Source organism: Cardinium endosymbiont of Nabis limbatus (genome assembly GCF_965196625.1).
Classification (GTDB): domain Bacteria; phylum Bacteroidota; class Bacteroidia; order Cytophagales; family Amoebophilaceae; genus Cardinium.
Genome location: NZ_OZ239769.1, coordinates 314,808 through 340,593, shown reverse-complemented (window position 1 = coordinate 340,593; position 25,786 = coordinate 314,808). Strand labels below are relative to the sequence as shown.

Annotated in this window: 20 protein-coding genes and 2 pseudogenes; 15 read left to right on the top strand and 7 right to left on the bottom strand. The window is 37.3% G+C overall.

Features of this window, described 5'->3' with window-relative positions; all coding sequences use genetic code 11:
- Positions 1-20: 20 nt before the first annotated feature.
- From ACOALF_RS01580 to ACOALF_RS01565, 4 genes are all read left to right on the top strand, one after another.
- Positions 21-713: a hypothetical protein gene (locus ACOALF_RS01580; RefSeq protein ID WP_419241699.1), complete on the top strand. Its 693-nt coding sequence runs from the start codon at positions 21-23 to the stop codon at positions 711-713.
- Between the two features lie 59 nt (positions 714-772).
- Complete coding sequence (locus ACOALF_RS01575) at positions 773-2,314, top strand: sodium:solute symporter family transporter (RefSeq protein WP_419241698.1); 1,542 nt, start codon at positions 773-775, stop codon at positions 2,312-2,314.
- A complete protein-coding gene (locus ACOALF_RS01570; protein WP_419241697.1) occupies positions 2,315-3,631 on the top strand; it encodes an HD domain-containing protein in 1,317 nt (438 codons plus the stop codon). It begins immediately after the preceding gene.
- A gap of 192 nt (positions 3,632-3,823) precedes the next feature.
- Positions 3,824-7,438, top strand: a complete 3,615-nt coding sequence (locus tag ACOALF_RS01565) for a sodium:solute symporter family transporter (RefSeq protein ID WP_419241696.1) — start codon at positions 3,824-3,826, stop codon at positions 7,436-7,438.
- Here ACOALF_RS01565 and ACOALF_RS01560 read toward each other — a convergent pair.
- The 3 genes from ACOALF_RS01560 to ACOALF_RS01550 all read right to left on the bottom strand — a co-directional run bounded on the left by ACOALF_RS01560 (position 7,420) and on the right by ACOALF_RS01550 (position 11,472).
- The gene (locus tag ACOALF_RS01560; RefSeq protein ID WP_419241695.1) at positions 7,420-8,469 is read right to left on the bottom strand and encodes a hypothetical protein; all 1,050 of its coding nucleotides are present in this window, start codon (positions 8,467-8,469) and stop codon (positions 7,420-7,422) included. The two genes, ACOALF_RS01565 and ACOALF_RS01560, sit on opposite strands and share 19 nt — an antisense overlap.
- Positions 8,470-8,771: 302 nt before the next feature.
- The gene (locus ACOALF_RS01555; protein ID WP_419241694.1) at positions 8,772-9,956 is read right to left on the bottom strand and encodes a hypothetical protein; all 1,185 of its coding nucleotides are present in this window, start codon (positions 9,954-9,956) and stop codon (positions 8,772-8,774) included.
- A 16-nt stretch (positions 9,957-9,972) separates the two neighbouring features.
- Entirely contained in the window at positions 9,973-11,472 is a 1,500-nt protein-coding gene (locus tag ACOALF_RS01550) for a lipopolysaccharide biosynthesis protein (RefSeq protein WP_419241693.1), read from the bottom strand.
- A 591-nt stretch (positions 11,473-12,063) separates the two neighbouring features.
- On the opposite strand from ACOALF_RS01550, the gene ACOALF_RS01545 reads away from it, so the two are divergent.
- On the top strand, positions 12,064-12,351 hold the full coding sequence (locus tag ACOALF_RS01545; RefSeq protein ID WP_419241692.1) for a hypothetical protein: 288 nt from the start codon (positions 12,064-12,066) through the stop codon (positions 12,349-12,351).
- On the opposite strand, the gene ACOALF_RS01540 is transcribed toward ACOALF_RS01545, so the two are convergent.
- The 3 genes from ACOALF_RS01540 to ACOALF_RS01530 form a co-directional block, all read right to left on the bottom strand.
- Positions 12,348-13,562 carry an IS256 family transposase gene (locus ACOALF_RS01540; protein WP_419241131.1) on the bottom strand — a complete coding sequence of 405 codons (1,215 nt, stop codon included), beginning with the start codon at positions 13,560-13,562 and terminating at the stop codon, positions 12,348-12,350. The genes ACOALF_RS01545 and ACOALF_RS01540 overlap by 4 nt on opposite strands.
- A 149-nt stretch (positions 13,563-13,711) precedes the next feature.
- Positions 13,712-15,001, bottom strand: a complete 1,290-nt coding sequence (locus ACOALF_RS01535) for a M28 family peptidase (RefSeq protein WP_419241691.1) — start codon at positions 14,999-15,001, stop codon at positions 13,712-13,714.
- Between the two features lie 835 nt (positions 15,002-15,836).
- The gene (locus ACOALF_RS01530; protein ID WP_419241690.1) at positions 15,837-15,980 is read right to left on the bottom strand and encodes a hypothetical protein; all 144 of its coding nucleotides are present in this window, start codon (positions 15,978-15,980) and stop codon (positions 15,837-15,839) included.
- A gap of 823 nt (positions 15,981-16,803) precedes the next feature.
- Here ACOALF_RS01530 and ACOALF_RS01525 point away from each other — a divergent pair.
- From ACOALF_RS01525 to ACOALF_RS01485, 9 genes and pseudogenes are all read left to right on the top strand, one after another.
- Positions 16,804-17,307: a helix-turn-helix domain-containing protein gene (locus tag ACOALF_RS01525; protein ID WP_419241689.1), complete on the top strand. Its 504-nt coding sequence runs from the start codon at positions 16,804-16,806 to the stop codon at positions 17,305-17,307.
- 356 nt (positions 17,308-17,663) lie between these two features.
- Positions 17,664-18,143, top strand: a complete 480-nt coding sequence (locus ACOALF_RS01520) for a helix-turn-helix domain-containing protein (RefSeq protein WP_419241688.1) — start codon at positions 17,664-17,666, stop codon at positions 18,141-18,143.
- A 394-nt stretch (positions 18,144-18,537) separates the two neighbouring features.
- Positions 18,538-18,937, top strand: a pseudogene (locus ACOALF_RS01515) (DUF4277 domain-containing protein); the annotation flags it as partial.
- A gap of 47 nt (positions 18,938-18,984) precedes the next feature.
- Positions 18,985-19,179, top strand: a complete 195-nt coding sequence (locus ACOALF_RS01510; protein WP_419241687.1) for a hypothetical protein — start codon at positions 18,985-18,987, stop codon at positions 19,177-19,179.
- 128 nt (positions 19,180-19,307) lie between these two features.
- A pseudogene (locus ACOALF_RS01505) lies at positions 19,308-19,960 on the top strand (IS1595 family transposase).
- A gap of 37 nt (positions 19,961-19,997) precedes the next feature.
- Positions 19,998-20,375, top strand: coding sequence for a hypothetical protein (locus tag ACOALF_RS01500; protein WP_419241686.1), 378 nt, complete (start codon positions 19,998-20,000; stop codon positions 20,373-20,375).
- A gap of 330 nt (positions 20,376-20,705) precedes the next feature.
- Positions 20,706-21,164 carry an ankyrin repeat domain-containing protein gene (locus tag ACOALF_RS01495; protein WP_419241685.1) on the top strand — a complete coding sequence of 153 codons (459 nt, stop codon included), beginning with the start codon at positions 20,706-20,708 and terminating at the stop codon, positions 21,162-21,164.
- 37 nt (positions 21,165-21,201) lie between these two features.
- On the top strand, positions 21,202-21,384 hold the full coding sequence (locus ACOALF_RS01490) for an ankyrin repeat domain-containing protein (protein WP_419241684.1): 183 nt from the start codon (positions 21,202-21,204) through the stop codon (positions 21,382-21,384).
- A 575-nt stretch (positions 21,385-21,959) separates the two neighbouring features.
- Positions 21,960-23,369 carry an ankyrin repeat domain-containing protein gene (locus ACOALF_RS01485; protein ID WP_419241683.1) on the top strand — a complete coding sequence of 470 codons (1,410 nt, stop codon included), beginning with the start codon at positions 21,960-21,962 and terminating at the stop codon, positions 23,367-23,369.
- A 505-nt stretch (positions 23,370-23,874) separates the two neighbouring features.
- Here ACOALF_RS01485 and lipB read toward each other — a convergent pair.
- Positions 23,875-24,585 carry a lipoyl(octanoyl) transferase LipB gene (lipB, locus tag ACOALF_RS01480; RefSeq protein WP_419241682.1) on the bottom strand — a complete coding sequence of 237 codons (711 nt, stop codon included), beginning with the start codon at positions 24,583-24,585 and terminating at the stop codon, positions 23,875-23,877.
- Between the two features lie 593 nt (positions 24,586-25,178).
- On the opposite strand from lipB, the gene ndk reads away from it, so the two are divergent.
- Positions 25,179-25,619 carry a nucleoside-diphosphate kinase gene (ndk, locus tag ACOALF_RS01475; protein WP_419241681.1) on the top strand — a complete coding sequence of 147 codons (441 nt, stop codon included), beginning with the start codon at positions 25,179-25,181 and terminating at the stop codon, positions 25,617-25,619.
- The last annotated feature ends 167 nt before the right edge of the window (positions 25,620-25,786 follow it).

The following is a 25,786-nucleotide window of genomic DNA, read 5'->3' as shown; positions in this document are numbered from 1 at the left end:
ATATAACTATTTTTAATATTATGATCTGCTTGAGCATCCCCCTATTTATAATAGTTGCTTTTTTAGTATTAACCTTAGTTATAGGTATTTACTTTTCTAGAAAAGGGACCACCTTTCGAGAATATGCAATAGGGAATAAACAATTTACTACCGCTACTTTAGTGGCTACGGTATTGGCTACTTTTTTTGAAGGAGGAGGATTAATACGTAATGTAGAATGTGTATATGACCTTGGCTTGTGGTTTATAGTCATTTTGCTCTTAGTTCCTATAGGTATTTGGACGATCAGCAAGTTATCTTTACGTATGGGCCCATTTATGCATCATATTTCTATAGCAGAAACAATGGGTGATATGTATGGTAAGTATCCAAGAGTTATGACTGTATTTGTTGGTATTTGTCGTACGATTATTGTAATTACTTCTCAAATCATCATAATGTCCCAGGCTATTGGCATATGTGTGACTTTAGCTAACCCCTATGTAATACCTATTCTTTGTACCTTATTGCTTATTTTTTATTCTACCTTTGGAGGTGTCTGTGCTGTGACTTTTACAGATATAATACAGTTTGTGACTTTTTCCATTATTATTCCTCTACTTTGTTGGTTTATCTTTGTAAAGATAGGTAAGCCAGTTTCTTCAATTGTTCCTGCACTACAGAGCCATACTAAGTTTCAGCTAGACAATTATTCTTTTCTAAGACCCACCTAGCCAGTATAGTACTATTGTTACTGGGTGATATACCCAGTAATATAGTAGATCCCGCTCTTATGCAGCGAGTCTATATGGCTTCTGGTCCTATGCAGGCCCAAAAGGTTTTTTCGTACGCTGCTACTTTTGCTGTTATTATTCAGTTTTTTATAATTTTAATTGCTGTATTTACTTTTGTAGGAGCGCCAGGGTTATCAAAAGTGGGAATTTGGGATTATATAACCGCTCATATTCCCGTTTTCTTTAAAGGATTTGTTGCAGTTAGCTTACTTGCTATGGCGATGTCTACAGCTGATTCTTGTTTAAATGCGTGTGCCGTTATGGTGAGTCATGATCTTGTCAAGAACTTTATAAAATCAATAGAAAATGGAACAGAAAAGACAACCCAAAATATTGATCAGTGCCAACTTAAAATAGCCAGATGGACGACGTTAACCGTAGGGCTATCGGCTATGTTGCTAACTTTTAGATGTAAAGATTTGTTAAAGTTAATGTATTGGTCTCTTAACTGCAAGGTTCCTATACTAGCTGCCCCCTTTATTTTAGCTGTTTTTGGCTTTCGCGGTACCCCCCAAACCGCTTTAATCGGTATGGCTACAGGGGTACTAACCATTTTAGGCTGGAACGAATGGGTTCAGCCACCAACAGGTATAGATGGTTCTTTTGTGGCTATGTTGGCCAATGGCTTGGCTATGCTAGCTGCCCACTATCTATTTAAACAACCAGAAGGTGCAGGATGGGTGGGGCCCGACCATACCTTTATACAAATGCAACAAGCGCGTGCCCGTAAGAGGGCTGCTCAAAAAGAAGCGATTAAAAATAGTTTGCTAGATATCAAGCAGACCTTGCATAGGTTTCAACCCAGTCGTGCTACGCTAACGGGTGTGGGGTTTTATGTACTCATCAGCAATTTACTGATTTATTTTGTAGCCTCTATTTCAGATCATGATTGTTGGCTTACACTGCAACTTTTAGTAGGTGCTGGTTTGTTAGGGTATAGCACCTTTGTATCAGCAAAGGTCGAATCTAGTATAGGTTGGCTGGTTGGTCTATTTTGGGTAATGGGGTTGGCCTTTTGCCTGCCGATTAATGTCCTGTGGCATTGGTCCCATGCCACCAATCTTGCTTTAACCTTAGGCATATCTTTGTCTCATTTGGTAGTAACCTTACTCGTACTGCCTTTATACCTCGGTGTCAGTTTTTTAATGGCTACTCTATGCATCGCCATCTGTCTTAGCTCTGTCTATTGTACTAAAACATTTGTCTTAGCACCCTCAACTATTGCGTTATTGTTGTTGTTCTTTTTGGGCTTAAGCCTAATTATTTTTGGTATTTTTGTTTACCTTAAAACGAAGAACAACCGTTACCTACGCCAAGTAACCTACCTAAAGGGTAGAGAAGCGGTTAGCACATCCCGTCAGTTCAAGTCCTCTCTCTATGATTTGGCAATGGTCTCCACCTCTGGCACGGAATGTAAAGGCAATGGTTCTATTTTAGCGCAAGCAGTGCATAAAGTTGAGCAGTCTATCTCCTTTTTGGACAGCAATATGCCCCTATATAAGCAAGATTTTCAAGGTATTATCCATAAGCTTTATGATTAGGTGAGCTTTTTCACCCGAAAAGAAAAAGCCAAAGACCATGCACTTTTGCAGCCTATCCAAATTACTTTGGATCAATTGGTTCATGAAATAGAGTTTGCGCTATTGCAGGAGGTATTCGATCCACCTAGGCTATTGGTAGAAAAAATAGATGGCCCTAGTGGGGCACCCTCTTCTTATATGGTGTGTGATATCCATCAGGTAGTCTACATGTTAGCTCAGGCCGTTTTACGTGTGGGCGGTAAGTTAGATAGCCCTAGTGCACCAATTGTTCGTATACAACTGCACAAGACCTCTTTGCAATTTGAACAAGCAGATGCGATTGATGGTAGCACGCCTCCTAGTATGCGTTTCCAGGCGATTGCTTTCGTAATAGGCCAGTCTACGCTTGCTGCTAAAGACTTGCCTTTAGTAAAAACGCTCTACCATGATTTCATGCATGTTATAGACCCTCAGGAAAAAAAAGAAATGCCACCATCGATAGACCTACAGCAGGATACCATATCCAGTATGGTGCGTGCCCACTATGGCTATATATATATAACATACCCGGTTGATGGTACGGAAAAGGCGGTATTATTGGTCCTCCCTACTGATGTCACAGCTATTCGTGATAAAATGACCGTGAAACTACCGCTAGACTGCTTAAGCGCAGAAGCGCCTGTTACGCCTGAAGAGCAAGCCGACTCGATGATGGTGTTGATGCAATTCCATGACTATGTCTGCAAATCTTCTCATGGATCAGATCCTATTGATATAGGGGCTATTTCCGGATTGCTTTTATTGTTGCGGCAACACTTTGGTTTTAAGCGGCATGCTTCCAGTCAATTGTTTTATGTACGTGCGGTAGGCATTGCCGAATTGGTCTTGGAATGGGTCTTTCACTCGCCTAAAGTAGTTTATGCTGCTTTGCTCTATGAACTGGTGCGCCATACCTGTTTGCCGCTTTCTTATATCAAAGAACATTATAATTTAGGGGTTTATGCCTTTGTGTTGAATGTGATAGGGGTAGATAAACGCCAAGACTTAGACCATCCTTCTTTGCTCTATGTGCAGAACCGATTGAAAGAAGCGATTAAAGAAGAGCATGTACAGCTTTCTGTACTCTTTATCAAACTAGCCGAACGACTCTATGACCTGCGCCATGCAGCAGGTTATGCCTATCTACCAGAAGTAGCCCATATGGCGCGGGAAACCCTGGCTATAGATGTGCCAATAGCCCATACCTATCTAGACCCAGCCATAGGAGCGGCATTAGAAGAAGCTGCCAAAGCAGCACTAGCGCTCTGTAAAAGTAAAGCTAAAGAACAAGATAATTAGTAGGTTGTATCTAAAAATTGCTTAGATATATTTTGTAAAGTTTTGTCCATGATTAGACCCCTTGCATAACCGATCCCTTTGATATTATTTTATAAATACATTTTAAAGTCCATCTCCTTTTTTTGATTTCTAGCTAAAAATCCTTACCATTTTCTTGTATTGGTATTTTTTAGGTTTATAATCCTTTGCTTTATGATATACTTTAATACTCCACTATTTATAGTGGCTGCTTTTTTGTTGGTAACCTTGGTGGTAGGTGTTTATTGTAGTTTTAACAAAAAGGTAACCACATTGCGCGAATATGCAATAGGGAATAAACAATTTGCTACCGCTACCTTGGTAGCTACGTTATTGGCTACTACGTATGGAGGTGGAGGGCTGGTGCGTACTGTACAGCAGGTTTCGAATCTTGGTCTTTACTGGATCGTATTCTCACTTTGTATGGCCTTTGATTTTTGGGTTATTAGCCTACTTGCTGTGCGTATGAGCCCATTTATGCAGCATATCTCTATGCCAGAGACGATAGGTAAAGTATATGGTAAGTACCCAAGGATTATTGTAGCGCTAGCCAGTATTTGCGCATCTATTGCCAATGTTACCATTCAAATTAATGTAATGTCTATGGCCATTGGTATGTGTGTAGACTCGATTGATCCCAGGATAGTAACTATATGCTCTACTTTAATCCTTATTTTCTATGCGATGTTTGGGGGTATTCGTGCCGTTACCTTTACTGATGTAGTACAGTTTATAACCTTTACTATGATCATACCTCTTTTGGGTTTATTTATTTTTCACAAGCTAGATAAGCCTTCTACAGAAATTATCCCTTTTTTACAAAGTCATGAAAATTTTCAATTCAGTACGGTATTTCATTTTGATACGAAGCTTGTGGCTATGGTTGCACTGATTCTATCTGCTGTAGTATCTTATGTGGAACCTACAACTATTCAAAGGGTATACATGTCTGCTGACCCTATTCAAGCTAAAAAAGTCTTCTTGTACGCTAGCTTTTTTCGTCTATTTATACAGACTTTGATCCTTTTAATTGGCCTATTTGTTTTTGTGAAGGAACCCATGTTGCCGGTAGAAAAAATTTGGAGTTATATAATGGCTAATGTGCCCTCTTTTTTTAAAGGGTTTATTTCTATCGCTCTATTGGCTATGACTATGTCCACAGCTGATTCTAAATTGAATACCTGTGCCGTTATGGTTAGCCATGATATACTGGAAAGTATACGAGGTGTAAAAGACATTTCTTATACGCGTCAGCTCTTGCTTGCTAAAACGGTTGCGCTGGTTGTAGGCTTATTGGCTATGATTTTGGCCTTTTGTTGTAATGATTTACTAGGCTTAATTATAATCATTTTTGATCTCTCTATACCCATCATAACTGCTCCTTTTCTTTTGGCTATTTTTGGTTTTCGGGGTACTGCTCGCACGGCGTTAATGGGTATGGTTACGGGTGTATTAGCTATTTTAGCTTGGAATGAATGGGTTAAATCAGTAACTGGTATAGATGGTTCTTTTGTTGCTATGTTGGCCAATGGTCTGGCCATGATGGTTGCACACTATCTATTCAAACAACCAGAAGGTAAAGGATGGGTTGGACCCGATCATGCGTTTATACAAATGCAACAAGCGCATGCGCGTAAGAGGCACGCCCGCAAAGAAGCGATTAAAAATGGATTGCTGCATATAAAAGATACTTTTGCTAAGCTGCAGCCTAGCCATGCTATGCTGATATATGTGGGATGCTATCTACTCATCAGTAATTTGCTGACTTATTGCGTAGCCTCTATTGCCGACCATGGTTGTTGGCTTATCGCTCAACTTTTGATAGGGAGCTGCTTTTTGGGGTATAGCACATTTGTCTCAGAAAAGATAAAAACCATTCCAACTTGGTTAGCGGGTCTATTTTGGGTGGTCGGTTTATCTTTTTGCTTTCCTATTAATGTGCTTTGGCACTGGTGGCATGGCACCAATCTTTTCTTAACCCTAGGCTTGTCTTTGGCCCATTTGGTGGTCACTTTGCTGGTACTTCCTTTATATCTTGGTGTAGCTTTTTTAGGGGTTACCCTAGTTATGGCCATCTATCTTAGCGCTGTTTATGCTACCCAGTCACTCACGTTGGTGCTATCGCCATCAGGTGTGGCGTTGCTGCTGCTGCTTTGTTTGGGATTAGGATTATTTATTTTTGGCATTTTTGTTTACCTAAAAGCTAAGAACAAGCGTTACTTGGATCAAGTTATCTACCTTAAGGGTAGAGAAAAGCTTAACGCATCCCGTGCACTAAAAGCATCCCTCTATGATTCAGCCATGTTTTCCACGGCTGGTGCTTTAGCTAAGGGGAATAGTTCTATTTTAGCTCAGGTTATCCATAAAATGGAGCAATCTATTTCTTTTTTAGATGGCAATATGCCCTTATATAAGCAAGATTTTCAAGGTATTATCCATAAGCTTTATGATTGGGTGAGCTTTTTTACTCGAAAAGAAAAGGCTAAGGATCATGCACTCTTGCAGCCTACTAAAATTACTTTAGATAAGCTGATCCGTAAGGTAGAGTTTGCTTTATCGCAAGAGGCAGCTGATCCACCTAGGCTATTGGTAGAAAAAATAAAGGTCCCTAGTGGGGTGCCCTCTTCTTATATGGTATGTGATATCCATCAGGTAGTCTACATGTTGGCTCAGGCCGTTTTACGTGTGGGCGGTAAGTTAGATAGCCCTAGTGCACCAATTGTTCGTATACAACTGCACAAGACCTCTTTGCAATTTGAACAAGCAGATGCGATTGATGGTAGCACGCCTCCTAGTATGCTTTTCCAAGCGATTGCTTTCGCAATAGGCCAATCTGCGCTTCCCCCTAAAGACTTTCCTCTAGTAGAAGCGCTCTATCATGATCTGATGCATGTTATGGAGCCTCAGGGGAAAAAAGAAATGCCACCATCGATAGATCTACAGCAAGACACGATATCCAGTATGGTGCGTGCCCACTATGGCTATGTAACATACCCGGTTGATGGTACGGAACAGGCGATCTTATTGGTCCTCCCTACTGATGTTACAGCCATTCGTGATAAAATGACCGCGAAACTACCGTTGGATTGCTTAACCTCAGCGGCGCCTGTTACGCCTAAAGAGCAAGCCGACTCGATGATGGTGTTGATGCAATTCCATGACTATGTCTGCAAATCTTCTCATGGATCAGATCCTATTGATATAGGGGCTATTTCTGGATTGCTTTTATTGTTGCGGCAATACTTTGGTTTTAAGCAGCATGCTTCCGGTCAATTGTTTTATGTACGTGCGGTAGGCATTGCCGAATTGGTGGTAAAATGGGTTGTACACGCGCCTAAAGTAGTCTATGCTGCTTTGCTCTATGAACTGGTGCGCCATACCTGCTTACCGCTTTCTTATATCAAAAAACATTATAATTTAGGGGTTTATGCTTTTGTGTTGAATGTGATAGGGGTAGATAAACGCCAAGACTTAGACCATCCTTCTTTGCTCTATGTGCAGAACCGATTGAAAGAAGCGATTAGAGAAGAGCACATACAGCTTTCTGTACTCTTTATCAAACTAGCTGAACGACTCTATGACCTGCGCCATGCAGCAGGTTATGCCTACCTACCAGAAGTAGCCCATATGGCGCGGGAAACCCTGGCTATAGATGTGCCAATAGCCCATACCTATCTAGACCCAGCCATAGGAGCGGCATTAGAAGAAGCAGCCAAAGCAGCGCTGGAGCTTTGTAAAAGTAGAGCGCAAGATGAAAATAGTGTGTGCGTTTACCCTGATGAAGGGTGATCAAAATAGGTAAAAGAAATGAAAGGTCTTTCTTTTGAATAAGCAGGAATGCCATACAATGTTTGTAGCTCCTCTATGTCTTTTAATAGATAATCATGATAGTATGCTATTGGCCTATATAAAATGAGGGGGAGTCCATCAAAGGGAAGTCCCTTGCCATCCATATCACACCACATTCCTTTAGTGAATATATTGCCACTAGCATAGACAGGAAAAGGCTTAAGCAATAGGGTATCATAGATAGTTGGGAACCGTTCCTCTACCAATTTACCACCGGTAAGTGAAAATGCTGGGTAACAAGTACCCATCTTACAGTAACCGCTTTTATGAGGTATATGTAACTTAGTCATTTGATAGAATAATTGCAAGAAGGCTTCACGGTCCAGTTTTCTAAAAGCATTCATCACAATACCCAATGCCATGCCAAAGGTAGCACAACCTCTATATTTCTTTCTATAGTGATAATCCTCTATAGATTGGTTTAAAAAGGCATGAGCATCTTCTACGTAATAGGTAGGATGTTCATAGAACAACATAAATGGTTCACACCATAATACACCTTCCCCATTTTCTGAATCTTTGGTAAAGCCTGCCTTAACTTTTGATAAAACTTTATCTAGGGTCGCTATAAAAGGGAAAGGTTTTTTACCCCATTGAAAGCTAGCACCTACCTTTTTTTGCTGCCATAATTTCCATATTTCTCCTGATATTATTTTACCTAATTGCGTTTTACTGGCACCATTGCTTGCGTGCCATATGGTCTCTAATAGATGGGATACATTAGGATCAGCATAATGTTTGACGATAGGGTGGTCTCCAGCTAATTCGTAATATAAAATAGGTTCCAACAGTTCTCTATCTAGCTCTTTTTTTTGGTAACTTTCCCATGCACTGTTGAGTAAGTTTAAATAATCTGCTACTTCTAATTGTTCCATAGCATAAATGGCTATAGCTTTAAGCCCAGATTTTACAGCAGGATTTTTTAAAAGTTTCAGTACATAGGGAAGATAGCTTTTAGGATACCGGTACATTATGGCGAAATCCTTAGACTTAAATAATTGTGATATTCTTTTAAAGTGGCCTACCTCTTGTAAAATCAAAGTAAGTTTTTCTTCTAGAGAAAGCCGCTGTGGCCAGGGCGTAGATTGGTTGATAGCAGCTAACTTTTGTTTGATAAATTTATATTCTATAGGAGGGATTACCCATCACTCGGTCACACGACCAAGCCCAAATAAAAAGGAGCCTAGGATAGCATACCTAATAGATTTGATAACTGGATGATTTAATCGTTTTTCTTCTTTACTATTGTAATCAATCATTTTATTTTGTTTAATCATCTACTAATGGGAATATAGATTCCATGTAAATCTTCATGAAAGAAAAAAGGTCTGTCACCTGTTAGGGCAATGATTTCAGAATTGGTTCTGTTTCGCCATTTGGAAAAACCACTGGTTAAATGAATAAGCTCTATTCTAATAGCAGCAGGTAATCTTGGATCTCGTTGGATTGCACCTACAATATGCTGTAGAGTAGGATCTTTATAATATTTAACTACATAAGGGTGTGTGACACCTATCTGACACCTTTCCCGCATATAATTGTCACACACCACCATACTATATAGTTGCATGCAAGATATTAATCCTTTTGTATAATAATTCCAGCAGATGGCTACCCATTGCGCATAGCCAGAAGGAGATAGATGTGGTTTGATGCGAATGATAGCATGCTCCTTAGAGATACTATCATCTTCAGGCAGCGCACTATTGCATTTATTGTGACGCACCAAATAGTCAGCTAGTGCTTCTATATAATGATCAGGGTGGGTATATATAGCGCAATAATTAGAGTAATCCGAATAGTAGTCAGGGTAGCCATATATGTCCCAATAGCCAGCATAACTGAATGGAACACCCCATCGGTCTCTACTTTTCCTATAGTGATCTATTGCTGCTAGCAGGCTATTATCAATAGTTTGCTCCACTGATCTCCTTTGAGGTTTTGGAAGGTAGTATAAACTGGACTGATCTGATTGAATAGCAGTCGGTTGTAGATCAGTATAAGATTGAATAATCGATAAAAGTACTTTATCTATTTTGCCTTTTTTATAAAGCTGCAAACAGGTATTGAACCAATCCTTATAAAAAGATGTGGGCAAATAAAATAAGGCATGCGCAACGATCTTTTTTTGGTTATGGGTATAGCAAGGATGGGCTAAAAAGTATTGCGCTGATTGGTAATAACAGGTAGGATGCTCGTAAATTGCTTGAAAGTCTTTTGATTTTAATAGCTCTATGGGGGTATTCCACTTTCCTACTTTAAAGTCAATAGCGGCTATCTTTTCTGCAAAGGTAGCCCGCTTATACTTTTGCGTGTGTATATATTGTATATATCTTGTAAACCAAGGGAATGATGGCCAATAGACATTATACCAAAAAGTGCCTAATAGAAAGGCGCCAATTATAAAGATCACTTTACATATAGGAAAGGAGGCAATGTGTTTTCTGACTGCTAGCATATATAAAAATACATTATTATTTCTTAGGTTGAATAGACTTATACCATGCAATGGCTATGATGCAAAAAGGGGTCAGAATGGTTATATGAAGCAATATATAGGCCCATCCTATCCCTAAAAAAGCAAGTTTAGCGCGCCATAAAGCAATTTTTCCCAATGCGAAAAAGGTAAATACAAGTAGTACAAAACCCTGTTTATGGTAAGGGATTGGGTAACATTTTTGACCTATATAATAGCCCAATAGTCCCATAACTGTGGCACTACTTATAGAGGCATATACACAGCCCCAATGGCCCAGCTTCGGTATCCATAGCAGTGCCGTAAGCCAAATGACTAAGCTACCCAATCCACTGATCCAAGTATTGTATCGTGGATGATTGCTCAATTTAAAGGCCGCACTAAAGTTGTAATAGACCCCTAAAACAATATGGGCAAATGCTACATAGGGTACTGTGTCAATGGTATGGCGATACCCTGCATGCGGGATCAGAATTTTTGCAACCCAATCTATGTTTAAACTAAAAAGCAAGAGGCAGCAGCACGATACTAGTATGAATAGGTGCATCGTTTGACTATATAAGCTTAATGCCTCTTTGCGATCTGAGTGGGCGAAAAAGAATGGCTCTGCAGCATATTTAAAAGCCAGAATCCCTAGTGTTATAAACAAAGTTAACTTACAGGAAGTACCAAAGTTGCCTAGTATTTCCTCTTTTGTATGCGTACTATAAAAGTTATGAGGAACCAATTTCCGAAACAATGACAGAGGTAGTATTTCATTGATCTTAAAAAATAGCGTTGTGCAAAAAGAGGTTGCTGCATACCCTCCTATCATTTTCATGGTGCGCCTATGCCAAACCAAATGGAAGCCTTTAAAATTTGGTAACAGCAAGGCTAAAGCGGTTAGGCTAGAGAGCAAATTAGCCATAAAAACAGCATCTACGCTACTTAAATGTAGCGTTACATTAAAAGAACTACCTATTAAATATTCTATACATCTTAAAGAGGAAGGGCAATAAAAGAAAAGAACCGAAAAAGTAATACCAGCAAAAGCCTGTACAAATTTTACCAATAGAAACCAAAAGGTCCTTTTCTCTAGACGTAGCTTGGCATAGGGAATCATGAGTAGGGTATCTAGCATAAGAATACCAGCCATATAATAAAAATAACGTATGTGGGCTAAGTGGTTGGTTAGCTTTGCGATTTGTGGGGTACATAGGATCAGTAAGCCTGAAAAAATAACACTGGAAATCAGTAATATAGTTATAATTATATTGAAAGTATATGGTTTGCCTAACCTAGGTACAAACCTAAAGTAGGTCATATCCATAGCCAGATCATAGATCACATGGCCTAAAGGAATGTAACTGTTATAAAATTCTATAATAATGCTATATGCACTGGGCGTTAGCACGCTTGTTTGAAGTAAAAAAGAGAAATAAGCACACCCGCGTACGATGATGTTGATTATACTATATACAATGGTTTCTTTACCAAGTGCTTTAACTGTATTGTGCATGGTGGGTTATTAGATATTGTACTTTGTATTCGTTATTGTTGGCCCGAGTGGACAGCCATTTTTTAGTATAAATAGAAGGGATTGCTAAGGTATTTTTGACATCATTTAGCTTGTTTGCTTCTAAATGTTTTACGTAATACTAAGCATCCAAGGTGCCTAATTTAATTAAAATCAAGTGTTTTAGGAAAACAGTGTAGACGATCTGTATCTATAATTGGCCAGTAAATAGCTGGTTTAAAGATGTTTGTAACCATAATGTGTCAAATGCTAAATCATGGTTTTATATGAGTTATTGTAGGTTTTTAACCTGTCTATTTACCCAATGGCATCAGTTTAATTGATATAATCTATTGATTGTCAGGTAAAATATTATATTGGTTGTTGTATTAACGTCAGTTCTGTATTTATTTATTTGATTTACAGCAATAAAAGATTTAAAGGTAGTTATTCGATATGATTCAACTGAAAGCATGCTAGATGATTTTAGATTATGCATGGTTGTTGCAAAGGCCGTAGGCTAAATTTAAAGCAAATGGTGCTTAACCTAGCTGCCACAGGGGCAGGTACCTTTTCGATATGGATTCGATATGGATGGAAACCCATAAAGGTAATGCCCTATCTACTTACGGACAAGAGGTGCTTCAACAGGTGAGCATCCAGCTTAAATACGAAAGTTATTTTCTAAAAGAGAAGGAGCTTGTAGAAAAAATGGAACGATTAGAATATTATATAATTCCACCTGATTTTGATTATACAAAGATAAAGGCCCTCTCTACAGAAGCATTAGAAAAACTTCAAAAGAAAAGGCCTACTACATTAGAACAAGCTTCACGTATTAGTGGAGCCTGTAAATTATTTTGTGTAAGTGCCGTTTTTTAGGAGAATCTTCCCTCAAATTCGATAGCGAATCGATTCAGAGCCGCTCTCCAATCATGTAAAGACATAGTCCACTTTTGTGATGCCTTCTGTATGGCTAAATATACTACTTTTAATGCAGATTGGTCATTAGGAAAAATTTTACGGTTATTGATAGATTTTCTAATAACGCTATTGAGTGATTCAATGGCATTGGTCGTATAAATAATTTTTCGTATTTCATCAGGATAGTCAAAAATAGTTATAATGTTGCTCCAATTTTTATGCCATGAACGACTAATAGCTGGATATTTTTTATCCCATTTTTCACTAAAAATAAGAAGTGCTTCTTCCGCTTGCTCAAGAGAAATAGCGCGATAAATAACTTTAAGATCCGATGCGACGGACTTCATGTCCTTATAGGGTACATAACGTAACGAATTACGAATAAGATGAACAATGCATAACTGAATTTTGGTTTTTGGAAATACTGTATTAATAGCATCTGGAAATCCGGTTAATCCATCAACACAAGCAATAAAAATATCCTTAATGCCACGATTATTTAACTCAGTTAATACTGAGAGCCAAAATTTTGCACCTTCGGTTTCTGCTATCCACAAACCAAGTAATTCTTTTTGCCCTTGACAATTAATGGCTAATGCCAAATAAATTGATTTGTTGATTACGCGTTTATCTTGATGACACTTGATAACGATACAATCTAAATACAATATGGGATATACTGTTTCTAATGGACGATTCTGCCAAACAGTAATCTCCTCAATAACAGATTCAGTTACTTTCGAAATTAAACTGTGTGATACCTCTGTACCATACAGCTCTTTGAATGTATCTGAAATATCTCTGGTAGTCATCCCTCTAGCATAAAGAGCCAAAATTTGTTCATCAAATTCAGTGAAGCGAGTTTGCCCTTTGCGAATGATTTGAGGATCGAACGTGCTGTTTCGGTCACGTGGCGTATTAATTTCCATTTCGCCAAAATCACCCTTTAATCGCTTAGGAGAGTAACCATTACGGCTATTTCCCGTGTTCCTGCCTTCTATAGCATGCTTTTCATAGCCAAGATGATCCTCTAATTCTGCATCCATAGCACGTTCTACCGTGATTTTTAATAGTTGCTTGCTGAGAATAGCTAAATCTTTTTCACTCTTAATAGACTTCGACAATTCATTTAGTAGATTTGGATCTATATTTATTTGTTGTTGTTCCATTGCTTATGACTCATTTATAACTAACGATTTAATCCGTTAGATTAGTTAATAATAAGCATTTACACAATTTTATTTACAAACTCTATTAGTGGTGTGCGGCCAACTGACATTTCTATTAATGGTTTACTTAGGACAATAACAAAAAACCGTTATTTAACCTTCTTATTCGTTTTGCCTTTCTTTTTTACTCCTCTTAATAATTGCATACTTTCATCTGAAGAAGATGGTTGCGTCCATGTTTCATTTCCTTCACTTGTTTTACTCTTTGCTTTGCTTCGTATCATTATAGGAGATTGCCTCCTTGAAGAAGATGGTTGCTGTAATACTACTTCATCCTCTACATTGCTTACATACCCTATCATTTTTCTTATCATTAACTCTACATTAACTGTAACTTCATCTAAACTAACATAATCAATTTTATCAGATTGATCTGAAGGTTCATGGTAATCCTCAGGATGTCTAAAATTTGCTGTATCCGTTAACATTATAGCAGGCATTCCATGTATCCAAAATGATTTATGGTCAGAACGTCCAAGATCTCCAACGAGACATGGTGGTAAAGAGATCTTTTCTTTAGGAAAACCTCCCGTACGAATATTACCATCAAAATTTTCGTAACAATCGTTTAAAAAACCTGCTGATTTATTATTACTTGCAAATAATAAAAAGTTCCCCGTCGTTGGATAGATACATTTAAATACCCAGGCACCACATCTAAGTTGTGGAAAACATTTAAATGGGGAAAAACGTGTGACCTTTCCAGGACACCATTTAGATATTAGAGAACAAAAATCTGGAAAGCCTTGGCTATCTGCTTTATCACTATAAAAACCTATTGTTTCCAAACATATCATGCCAATTACATTTATTTCCCCATTTTCCATTTGCGCCTTTATTTGTTTAGCATACTGTATGCTACCCATATTAGGACCTCTATGTGCCGCCTTAGGCGCTTTACGAGAAGTGTCGAGTGAATGATGAGTTAAGTCATAGCTATATGGAGATTCTTCATTAGGAAAAGCAACAAATCTTATTGACTTCTCAGGCCGCCGACCCTGATTATTTTTAGGAGCTAATTGACGTGCAATTTCAAGCATACATGCAACACCTGAACCATTATCATTTGCGCCTGGGGATCGCTTCACTGTATCGTAATGAGCACCTATAATAATGGTATCCTTTGAATCCCCTTTAATATATGCCTCTATATTAGAAACCAAAAAGTCATTACCATTGAAGGTTGCTTTAAACTCATATTTTTCTGCTTCATAAGCTAACTCTTTAAATGAGTTGTAAATATAGTCAGCAGCTTCCTTTAATTTTTCATAATTATGTAAGTTTTCTATGTTTCTTATACCAATATCATTGGATAATTTCTCTATATGCTTTCTTAATCTTCCTTTTGAATCAGATGTAGCCTTGCCTGGGGAATTCATATAAGTACCTTTAAACGTATTACATCCACCTAAGCTTAGTGTAAAAAATATAATAAAGCAGACACTACAAGACTAAAACGAACCTTCATATCAATAAATTTTACTAATTAAAGAGACTCAGTATTATGCTATACTAACTAAATACATTATAGCATAATGCTAGACATTATGCTTTCTTGTTTACCAGCATTTCACCCCTATAAGGTAACAACATTGCCTTCTTAAGGTAAGCATAAAGCATGTGTAAAAGAGGATGCAACCCAATACGCTTCTTATTATACCATCTTCCGCTACAATAGAATTAATATTACTAATGCGCTACCACCTTAAAAGAGCCGAAGAGCTCCTTATAGGATAAAAACTATTTAAAAAAGTAGTTATACTTGTTATAATTAAAGATAACATTTTTTAAGTGATAAACTGTAAAAAAGCATCTTAATCTCTATCTTACTATTAAGTCTCTAAGTCAAGATTAAGTGGCGCTAGGGATGACCTCGAGGTATAGTAGATATAGATTAGGCAAATCTAACCTAAAAGAAGAAAAAAAACCTATAAGACTTACAAACATCGAATGCCCCTCATTCTCCTGGAGAAATCAACACATTACGCTATATAATGCGCCTATTTTAAAATAGCGGAAATAAATCACAAACATTAGTTACATTAGCATAATGTAATATTACTTCTGAATAGCTTTCCATGTACGTCAGAAATCATGAAACAAAAACCTATATGGATGTCCCCACTCAACTATAATAGGCTTTTCCATTATCATAACCAGGAGATGTATCAATAAGGTAATAACAAGCACAGCTGTATTTTTATCTTTATCTTTTCAGACATAATAATAATCCCAGCAGATGGCTACCCATTGCGCATAGCCAGAAGGAGATAGATGTGGTTTGATGCGAATGATAGCATGCTCCTTAGAGATACTATCATGTTCAGGCAGCGCACTATTGCATTTATTGTGACGCACCAAATAATCAGCTAGTGCTTCTATATAATGATCAGGGTGGGTGTATATAGCGCAATAATCAGAGTAATCCGAATAGTAGTCAGGGTAGCCATATATGTCCCAATAGTCAGCATAATTGAATGGAGCACCCCATTGGTCTCTAATTTTCCTAATAGTGATCTATTGCTGCTAGCAGGCTATTAATAGTTTGCTCTAAACGTAATACTAAGCATCCAAGGTGCCTAATTTAATTAAAATCAAGTGTTTTAGGAAAACAGTGTAGACGATCTGTATCTATAATTGGCCAGTAAATAGCTGGTTTAAAGATGTTTGTAACCATAATGTGTCAAATGCTAAATCATGGTTTTATATGAGTTATTGTAGGTTTTTAACCTATCTATTTACCCAATGGCATCAGTTTAATTTATATAATCTATTGATTATCAGGTAAAATATTATATTGGTTGTTGTGTTAACGTCAGTTCTGTGTTTATTTATTTGATTTACAGCAATAAAAGATTTAAAGGTAGTTATTCGATATGATTCAACTGAAAGCATGCTAGATGATTTTAGATTATGCATGGTTGTTGCAAAGGCCGTAGGCTAAATTTAAAGCAAATGGTGCTTAACCTAGCTGCTACAGGGGCAGGTACCTTTTCGATATGGATGGAAACCCATAAAGGTAATGCTTCTGATAAGGTTGTTTTGTAACAAGCAAGGTTTGTTTTATAAGTACATTTCACAATATTGATACAACATATGCGCATTTTATTGACAGTTACATCAACATTTTTGATTAGGAATGGTATTTTTTGCGTACTTCTTAGCTACTTATATTGCGCCCATGGAACAACTTGCAGAAAAACATAAAGGGAAAATAGTCGAGGAGGCTATTAAAAAAACTGGGTACCAGATGAAGGCGGTAGCTAAAAGGTTAGGTATTGCGCGCAATACGCTTTATACCAGGCTGAAGGAAGCAGAGTTAGAGGATTCGTTTATTATACGTGTTAGCAACATCATACACTATGATTTTTCTAGGGATTTTCCGGAAGTATATAAAAGAGTTTCAGCCAAATTTGAAAATAGCCCTGAACGTCTTTATTTAGATAAATCTGAGGGGCCTGGCACATCTAATGAGCTGCCGCATTATAATGCTCAATATAAAAATCCATACTTTCTTGAATTGCAAAAGTTAAATGGGAAATATTTGAGGCTTATGGAAGATTACCGTAAGCTTTTGAAAATTTTAATGCTTTTGGCCAACAGTAACGAGTTACCAGATATTAAGAAAGATATTATAGAATTCATAGAAAATGAGGAAAAAGAAGATAAGGGAAAAGAAAAATAAATGAGCGTTTATATAGCTTCTAAAAAATCTATGGCTCATGCAGGATGCGCATGCACAATTTCTTTTTTAAAGCGTATAGAAAGTCCTTATGGTTGCTGCAATTGATGGTAAAACATTTGCTGCTAACCGCTTTGTTTTAGTAGGATTGGCTAAATAAAGCATGCAATCTTCTTTCTTTATAGCACTTACAATTTTTGTAAAGTAAAAAATCTAACCTAGTAAGTTGCAATTTTATTATCTTAGTACATATATCAATATATGTCCAACATATGATCATGTAGTTAACAATTATATTAACATACTTGAATAAGTATAGTTACTTTTTTGTTTTATTCGCATCCATTTATATTGCAGTTATGGAAAAACATAAAGGAAAGATAGTTGAAGAAGCCATTAAGAAGAGTGGTTTTCGAATGAAGGCATTGGCCAAGCGGTTGGGTATTGCCCGTAATACACTTTACATGAGGTTGAAAGAAGCAGAAATAAAGAATTCGTTTATTATAGAGATTGGTAAGGTTATACACTATGATTTTTCTAATGAATTTCCAGGGCTGTATGGGAACAATGAAAATAAAGGTGATCTTGAGTCTCTTGGTTATGAGTCTAGAGAAGATTCGCATAAATATATGGATGAGTCAAGTTCTATGATCAGGGATCCACATTTTCTTCAATTACAAGCATTAAATAAAAAATATTTAAGGCTAATGGAAGATTATAATAAACTTTTAAAGATTTTAATCATTCTGGCTAATAATAACGAATTAATGGGCATTAAGCAGGAGATAATGGAATTTATAAAAAGTGAAAGTGAAGAAGATGATTATGAAAATAGTTAAGCAGCTTATATAGAGTCTTTGTATTTAAGGTATCTACTTACCCATATGGTGGGGCTTAATGTATTGTAATTACAATTGTTTTTATAGGCTGTTCATATGCGCTAGGCGCGTGTGCGCTCAGCCAATGGCGTCAACTTAAGGAAAATCTATGCTTTCCATTCACATAATGGCGTCAACTTAATGGGTATATTGTATTGATTATCCAATAAAAATCATTTTAATGGGCGGTTGTTTCCATTGCGTCAAGTTAAAGCGCTAATGGCCGCCGATAAAAAACTTGGCGATTCAGTAATCGCTTGTCCCACACTCCGCACCAGCCTTTAATTTTGCTTTAACTGAATTTTTTGTATATTTTTGGGCTGTATTTTTTTCTTTTATCCCGTACTGTTTCCCGATGTTGCAACCAGATCAAATCGTAGGCAGCTTAACGTTAGACCATTTAGGGCTGCTCTCCAGTGTAATAGATAAAATTGGCCTAGTCTCAAAAATAGATGCGCGTCTTCCAGTTTCGGAAAAGAAAGGCGCTAAATTGGCCATGGGAGAACGAGCATCTGACATGATACTCAATGGCTTAGGGTTTATGGACGATCGCCTCTAATATGTTCCCAGCGTTCTTGGTAAAGAAACCAGTTGATAAGTTATTTAGGGCTGATGTTACAGCAGATATGTTTAATGATGATACTTTAGGTCGTTGTCTAGACGCCATTTCAGATTATGGTCCTACTAAGCTTTTTTCAGAAGTTGCTTTTGAAATTGGGACAGCATTTAACTTTTTGCGTAAAACAGCCCGAATAAGACTACTATTCCTAATCAACTTAAGCAACCTACTCAAAAACCAGCTATGATGTGGGTTTGTTGCTTATTTCAAGGTATTCAAGAGTTGCATCCTCAGTTTGAAGGATATAGGCACACAGTATGTGATCAACTTAAAAGCTGTTACCAAGCAGACTGTAGCCTTTTTTGGACCAAAAGAAATGGCTATTTATGGCTTAAAAATTGGAATATAGGGTTCTGGGGAATGGTATGCCCTCTTTGAAAAAAAAAGCATAAAAAGAACAAAGTGAAGAGAAGAAACGATATATTATTGCATAAACTAACCCAGTTTAGGAAAATAAGACTTGAAAAAAAATAGCCTAAAAGGATAAATAGGCGAGGAGCATAAGAATGGTGCAGAATATGAGTTATAAAATAAGAAAAATATTAGCTGTCTTTTTAAAGGACTTAACTGAAAGTGTTGCAGTTGATCTTTTCAATCTAAATTGTAATACAATAAATAGGTATTATAATCTATATTAGAGAGGACATTTTTGAATCTTCTCTTTGTATTCTTGAGAAAGAGTTAGATATCTTTGAAATAGATGGGTGCTATTTTGGTTGTGCATAGCGTAAGAGGCAAAAGGGGTAGAGACGCAGCCGGTAAAACCCTTGTTTGTGGACTTTTAAAATGAGAAAAACGGTGCTTGTATCATTATAAAAATTCTTCAAAAGAAGCATTAAGTTCTATTATTCAGGGTAAAATCCTAGAGGGTTCAACCATTTATACAGATGGATGGAAAGCTTATGACGGGCTTATTTTAAATAGATATGAACACTCCAGGGTATATCATTCAAAGAACGAATTCGCTAGGGGAAAATTCCATGTGAATGGTATCGAGTCTTTTTGGCGTTTTGCAAAAAGAAGGCTGGCTAAATTTAATGGGCTAGTTAACGATAAATTTTTTCTTCATCTCAAAGAATGTGAATGTAGGCTCAATCATAGAAACAAAAATTTAGAGCAAAAAACTCTGAAAATTATGGAGAAGTCAGGAATTTGCTAGTCAATAGGCATTATTTATTTTAATTTGCTAATACCAGATGGAACACAGAGGAGCAATTATTGAACATGTAGTCAGAAGAAGTGGTATCTCACTTTCAGTATTGGCTGGAAAAATGGGTATCAGTAGAAATACATTTTATAACAGATTTAAGGAGCAAAATTTGAGCTATGATTTTATATTAACCTTAGGCACAGTACTACACTATAATTTTGTTGTACATTTTCCTGAGATGAAGTCAGATGAAGCACTTCCAAATGATGTCCGCGCAGAACTGTTTCAGCTTGAGCGGAAATACAAAATTCTTTTGGAAAAATACAATTGGTTGTTAAAGTTTTTGCTTAAAAAATCGCAAGATTCTGATCAACATGCTTTGCATAAGCAGGTCAAGGAATTTATCAATTCCTTTTCGTTTTAAGCAAACCCAGTATGAGGCCATTGCAATAGACTATTAAGATTTATATTAAAAATTTCCTTATAGCTTCTGTTTTGCTATGGTAAGTATATAGATTCGCTATATTATACAAAGCGTTGGAATCTAGCTCTAAAAGAGCTCAAATATTTTATAAAATTTTGTTTATTTTAAATTTTGTTGTAATATATAAATATATAAAAGAAGTTGCAAGCTAGAGCGGGATTCTAACCTTAGTAGCTGCTAAAAAATATTTATAGCTATAGCGTAAAATCAGAAGTTAGCAATTGATGATATGCTTGTATAAAACAATAAAAAAACATAAAGCAGTTTAATGTGAAGCCACATACCGTTAGGGCTATTGTAACTTTATTTTTATTATTTGTTTTACAAGCTTTCACTGTTCGTGACTGTTTGAGAAATAAAAATAAATCTTTTAACCAGGAGAGGATGCCTAGCAGAATAGAGGGTGCTGAACTAGCTCCTTTGCATAAGGTTGCAGCTAAGGGTCAGGTTGAGGCAGTAGAAGTCATTTTACAACGCATTGATAATTTTACAGAAGGTAATAAGGCAATATTTTTAAACTCGGTCTCAGGTGGTACTACAGCACTTGGTAAGGCTATAAAGGAAGGTTCTGAGTCAATAGTTCAGCTTTTAATTAGGCAGCCACAGATTGATGTTAATAAGACAGGAGGAGTAGACGCTTTACCTGCTCTTTTGCTAGCGCTTAAGTGTAAACAACCGGAAATAGCTAAGACTTTATTGAAAGAGTGTAGCACTACGCTAAATAGTTAAAGATAAAGATCCAAAATCAGGCAATACTGCGCTGCATTTGGCAGCGGAAGAGGGTTCTGTCGAAGTAGTAAAGGGATTACTGGAACATAAAGGAGTGCATGTAAACTCAAAGAATCACGAGGGGAAAACGCCTCTTCATTTGGCAGTAGCAGGGGGGGCACCTAGAAGTGGTAGAAGAGCTCTTAAAGGTGGCCACTATCGACCTAAATGCGGAAGATAAGAAGGGAAAGACTCCTCTTCGTTTGGCACATGAGAACCTGAATACTCTAAGTAAGCCTGGAAATCAAAATCTTCTACATGCGTGTCAAAAGATACATGCTCTTTTGTTCGAGCGCGTCAAGTAGCTAATGGATCTCTTGATAAAATATAACTAGCGAAGACATGCTTAATTTTTTTACGGTTGCTAATATCAGCTCTAGTTTGCACCCAGTAGCTTACTGTCGTTAAAGTTAAGCTGATACATCCTTTTTTATACCTCCATTTAATGAATATGCTTGGTTAACATAATATTCATTTGATCGGTAACCTTAACAAGTTATCCCCATAAGCCCGCATTTTAGCTGCCACTGCATCTTCCTACTATGAAGTATTATATTTTAATCAATTTTATTTGGAATTATATTTATTTTTTACTATGCTTACCCGGATGAATGGTTAAGAGGATTTTTCGGTTCCATTATATCTAAGGTTTTTTGCCTTATTTAAGTGAAGCGGAGCAGGCAATATTATAGACTTGTGCATTGAACGTATGCTGCTTTTTGGTTGGTTATAGCCTACAATTAAAAATCAAATGCTATGAAAAAGTATACACACTATAGGGTAGCTCTATTCATTGGGCTATTAAGCTTACAGACCTTATCTGCTTGTGTACACACAAGGCAAGTATTAGGTGGAGATTTATGCAATCAGCCAAGCAAAGAAGGCTGGCTGCCCGATGTCCTAAAAAAATGGCCTAATTGGAGTCCAATAAAAATTGTGTTTGGTGGGGTAGTAACCGGATTTAGTTTCATTGTTTTGTGTTACGGTATGAAAAGATGGATTCCTGCTAGTTATTTTGAAAATCCATCCAATGCAACGCATCCGCGTATCAATAATGACCCTGGGTTAACCACTGGTCTACCTTTTATACCAACTGAAAAGCCTATAGGTATTGTTCCCTATATCAACCTCACGGAGGAACAGGCTATTATAGATGCAATCAACCGAGATCCAGCAGATTTCGTTCCTGATGGGAAGTCTTCCGACTGGGCTACTGATGCGGAACTAGACGATCGTGTAACATTACAGCATGCTATGGTCTTAGATGATCGGATCTTACGTGACCTTAAAGCGAATGATTTTTCGACAAAAAGAGTAGAATATTGGCTTGCCAAAGGGTTGAATATAAATGCAAAGGATAGACAAAACCGCACTTTATTGATGCATGCAGTATCCTATAGCAATAAAGTCGTGGTGCAATTTATAATAGATAAGGGAGCGGATGTAAATGCACGTGCTATGCATGGGGATACTGCCTTACATCTGGCAATAGGTCGCGATCATTTAGATATCGTTGACTACTTGGTGCAAGTGCCAAATATTGATTTAAATGCTAAAGATGATTACGACACCCGACCTGTGCATTTGGCAGTAGATCGTGGTTTAGATTTTCTAAAAGCGCTTTTAAGGTATAAAAAACAGATTGACATCAATGCAAAGGATGGAGCTGGCAATACGCCCTTGTATAGATCCATACACCGTGGCTACGTATCTGGAGCGGAATTCTTAGTGCATTGCGGAACTATTGACTTAAATGTCAAAGATAGGTATGATAGAGTAGCGCTGCATTTGGTAGCAAGAAAAGGTTATGCAAACCTCTTAGAAGAGATACTAAAAAAGACCAGTGATGTAAATGCAAAGGATAAATATGGGTATACCCCTTTGCATCTAGCAGCATATTACGGCCGTCCAAGTGTAGTGAAACGCTTAGTGCGTTGCGCAACTATTGATTTAAATGCCCAAAACAATAAAGGTAAAACCCCCTTGCACCTGGCAACATATCGCGGTCATGAAGCGGTAGTTAAAATATTAGTGACACAACCGAATATTGCTATAAATGCCCAAGATGAAAATAAAGATACCCCCTTGCATTTGGCAGTAAAAGGCAATCATATAGCTGTCGTTAACATATTGATGCACAGCCCTTTCTATACGTGCGAAAAATAAAGATGGCTATACGTCCTCTGCTTGGGCAGTAAGGCGTGGTTTTTAGGAAGTATTGGAGGTGTTTTGATTTTTGTGTGCGTTCACATAATAATAAAATATTTTGTATGCTTATATTATTTTGAGGCCCTTGCAATAGGTAGGCATTAAAATTTGGTATGTGTTCATCGCAGTGGTTTTTAGTGCCTGTTCAATCATATAGCGGGGACTTAATGGGGTTTGTATTAGCGTTTTGTTTATACTGTTTGTATGCCGTGCTCTGGTGGTCGCCGATAAAAAATTTGGCATATAGTAAAATACTGCAACGAACTGTTTTTCTTTTCATCTGTAAGCTGTGCTTTCAGCAACTTTTTCTATCAGCGCTTGATTTTTTGTGCATTTTTATCAAGCAAAAAGTGCAACAAGAATCCTTTTTTACCGCTGATTTGAACAGATACGCTTAAAATTATCTAGTTCGTTTTCAGTTGGATCATGTGGTGTGTAAGTTAAATAAAAATAGATGCAAAAGTTACGCACAATTTAACTTTTTTAGAAAGATTTGTTCTATCATGTCTGATACAGACCGTACAGAAACAGATGTATTGAGTTCTTGTTGCATAGACGTTACCGCTTTAGATAGGCCACAGGGTACAATTTGGCCAAAAGGCGCCAGGTCATTGCTTACGTTTAGCGCTAATCCATGCATGGTTACCCATCTGCTTACTCTAATGCCAATGGCACAAATTTTTCGGTCGAACGGTTTTGTTTTTTGATCTGCTTTTAGCCATACACCGGTTAGCCCAGGGAAACGGGTGGATGGAATATTGAAATAAGCCAACGTTTCTATCACAGAGGCTTCAAGCAAACGAAGGTAGCGATGGATATCTGCGCAAAAAATTTCCAAATCAATAATAGGGTAGACCACCAACTGGCCTGGCCCATGATAGGTAATCGCTCCTCCTCTATTCACATGGTATAAGGCAATCCCTTGCGCTTGTAGTGTAGCTGCATCTACCAACAGATGCTCCATAGATCCCCTTTTGCCCAAAGTGTATACAGGGGGATGCTCACAAAAAAGCAGATAACCGGCAGGTGCCGATTGAGCAACAGGCGGTTGAGCTGCAAAACAGCCAGACTTTCGATCTACAATGCTTTTATAGCAAGCTTCCTGAACCGTCAATGCTTCTTTATAATCTATCAAACCCAACTGTTTTACAGCTATTTCCTTATTTTGTACCATCTGTATGAGATTCTATTTTAAGACACTTTTGGACTTACCAAGCCACAAGTGTCTTAAATATAATCTATTTTTTGATATTTAGCGGAATGACCAATGACGTCAACCTGGTACGATTCAAATTCAAGAAAACGGGAGGATTAAATTCCTTATTCCGTAGACTCAATTACTCCACCGCCCATGACCGCCGATAAAAAGTTGGTGCCTCAATAAGCTTATAGTTTACTAACGAACGGTCAATGGCATTACCTTAATGAATATATTTTATTGACTATCAATAATAAAATCATTTTAATGGTCGGTTGTTTCCATTGCGTTAAGTTAAAGCGCTAATGAGCGGTGGAGTATACGAATAATCCATTTTCCTCTCTGTGCTAGAATAGATTTTCCTTAAGCCCCCGCCATTGAGCAAATGCTTGGATAAGACCTAAAAAGTATTATATTTATCTTCTAAAAGCCTATTCGAAAGGAGAGGCGTGCTTTCGTTAAAACTTAATCTTATTTATATAGGCTGAACCATATCACAATAGAATGTTTTCACGTTATAACTGGTAGGCATAATGCCAGAGAAAACCATACTGAATTAAATATACAAAATGCAAGGAATACAAACATTTTCAATGATTAAGCCTGATGCAGTTAGTGCCAATCAAATTGGGGCTATACTTGCCATGATAGAAAAAGCAGGTTTTGCTATAGATGCCATCTCTATGCTTCAGCTAACCCAAACCGCTGCGGAACATTTTTATGCAGTCCATGCAGATCGCCCTTTTTATAAAGATCTATGTAGCTTCATAGCCTCTGGTCCTGTAGTCGCAATGGTCTTAAAAAAAGACCATGCAGTAGCAGATCTACGCAAACTAATGGGTGCCACCAATCCAGCAGAAGCTACTGAAGGTACCATTAGAAAAGCATTTGCTACCTCTATCGATTATAATGCTATTCATGGCTCAGATTCAGATGAAACAGCTGCATCAGAAATCTTTTTTTTCTTTCCTGGTTATAGCCTTCTTATAAAAAGAAAACCTATTCTATAGGATTGGTTAAAACTTCCTTTTATGGGCCCTAAATCAGCTAACTGTTGTTTTTTACCAATGTGATGAACATACTAATAAAACATCATTTTAATGGGCGGTGGTTCCCATTTCGTCAAGTTAAAGCGCTAATGGCCGACGATAAAAAACTGGTGTTTCAGTAAGCTTGT

Coding starts and splice junctions, on each gene's coding strand:
- ACOALF_RS01555 (WP_419241694.1), bottom strand. CDS start 9,956: ATGCTAGCAGTCAGAAAACACATTGCCTCCTTTCCTATATGTAAAGTG.
- ACOALF_RS01520 (WP_419241688.1), top strand. CDS start 17,664: ATGGAAAAACATAAAGGAAAGATAGTTGAAGAAGCCATTAAGAAGAGT.
- ndk (WP_419241681.1), top strand. CDS start 25,179: ATGCAAGGAATACAAACATTTTCAATGATTAAGCCTGATGCAGTTAGT.
- ACOALF_RS01540 (WP_419241131.1), bottom strand. CDS start 13,562: ATGGAACAACAACAAATAAATATAGATCCAAATCTACTAAATGAATTG.
- ACOALF_RS01500 (WP_419241686.1), top strand. CDS start 19,998: ATGGAACACAGAGGAGCAATTATTGAACATGTAGTCAGAAGAAGTGGT.
- ACOALF_RS01560 (WP_419241695.1), bottom strand. CDS start 8,469: ATGTACCGGTATCCTAAAAGCTATCTTCCCTATGTACTGAAACTTTTA.
- ACOALF_RS01575 (WP_419241698.1), top strand. CDS start 773: ATGCAGCGAGTCTATATGGCTTCTGGTCCTATGCAGGCCCAAAAGGTT.
- ACOALF_RS01545 (WP_419241692.1), top strand. CDS start 12,064: ATGGAAACCCATAAAGGTAATGCCCTATCTACTTACGGACAAGAGGTG.
- ACOALF_RS01535 (WP_419241691.1), bottom strand. CDS start 15,001: ATGAATTCCCCAGGCAAGGCTACATCTGATTCAAAAGGAAGATTAAGA.
- ACOALF_RS01485 (WP_419241683.1), top strand. CDS start 21,960: ATGAAAAAGTATACACACTATAGGGTAGCTCTATTCATTGGGCTATTA.
- ACOALF_RS01580 (WP_419241699.1), top strand. CDS start 21: ATGATCTGCTTGAGCATCCCCCTATTTATAATAGTTGCTTTTTTAGTA.
- ACOALF_RS01550 (WP_419241693.1), bottom strand. CDS start 11,472: ATGCACAATACAGTTAAAGCACTTGGTAAAGAAACCATTGTATATAGT.
- lipB (WP_419241682.1), bottom strand. CDS start 24,585: ATGGTACAAAATAAGGAAATAGCTGTAAAACAGTTGGGTTTGATAGAT.
- ACOALF_RS01510 (WP_419241687.1), top strand. CDS start 18,985: ATGATGTGGGTTTGTTGCTTATTTCAAGGTATTCAAGAGTTGCATCCT.
- ACOALF_RS01525 (WP_419241689.1), top strand. CDS start 16,804: ATGGAACAACTTGCAGAAAAACATAAAGGGAAAATAGTCGAGGAGGCT.
- ACOALF_RS01565 (WP_419241696.1), top strand. CDS start 3,824: ATGATATACTTTAATACTCCACTATTTATAGTGGCTGCTTTTTTGTTG.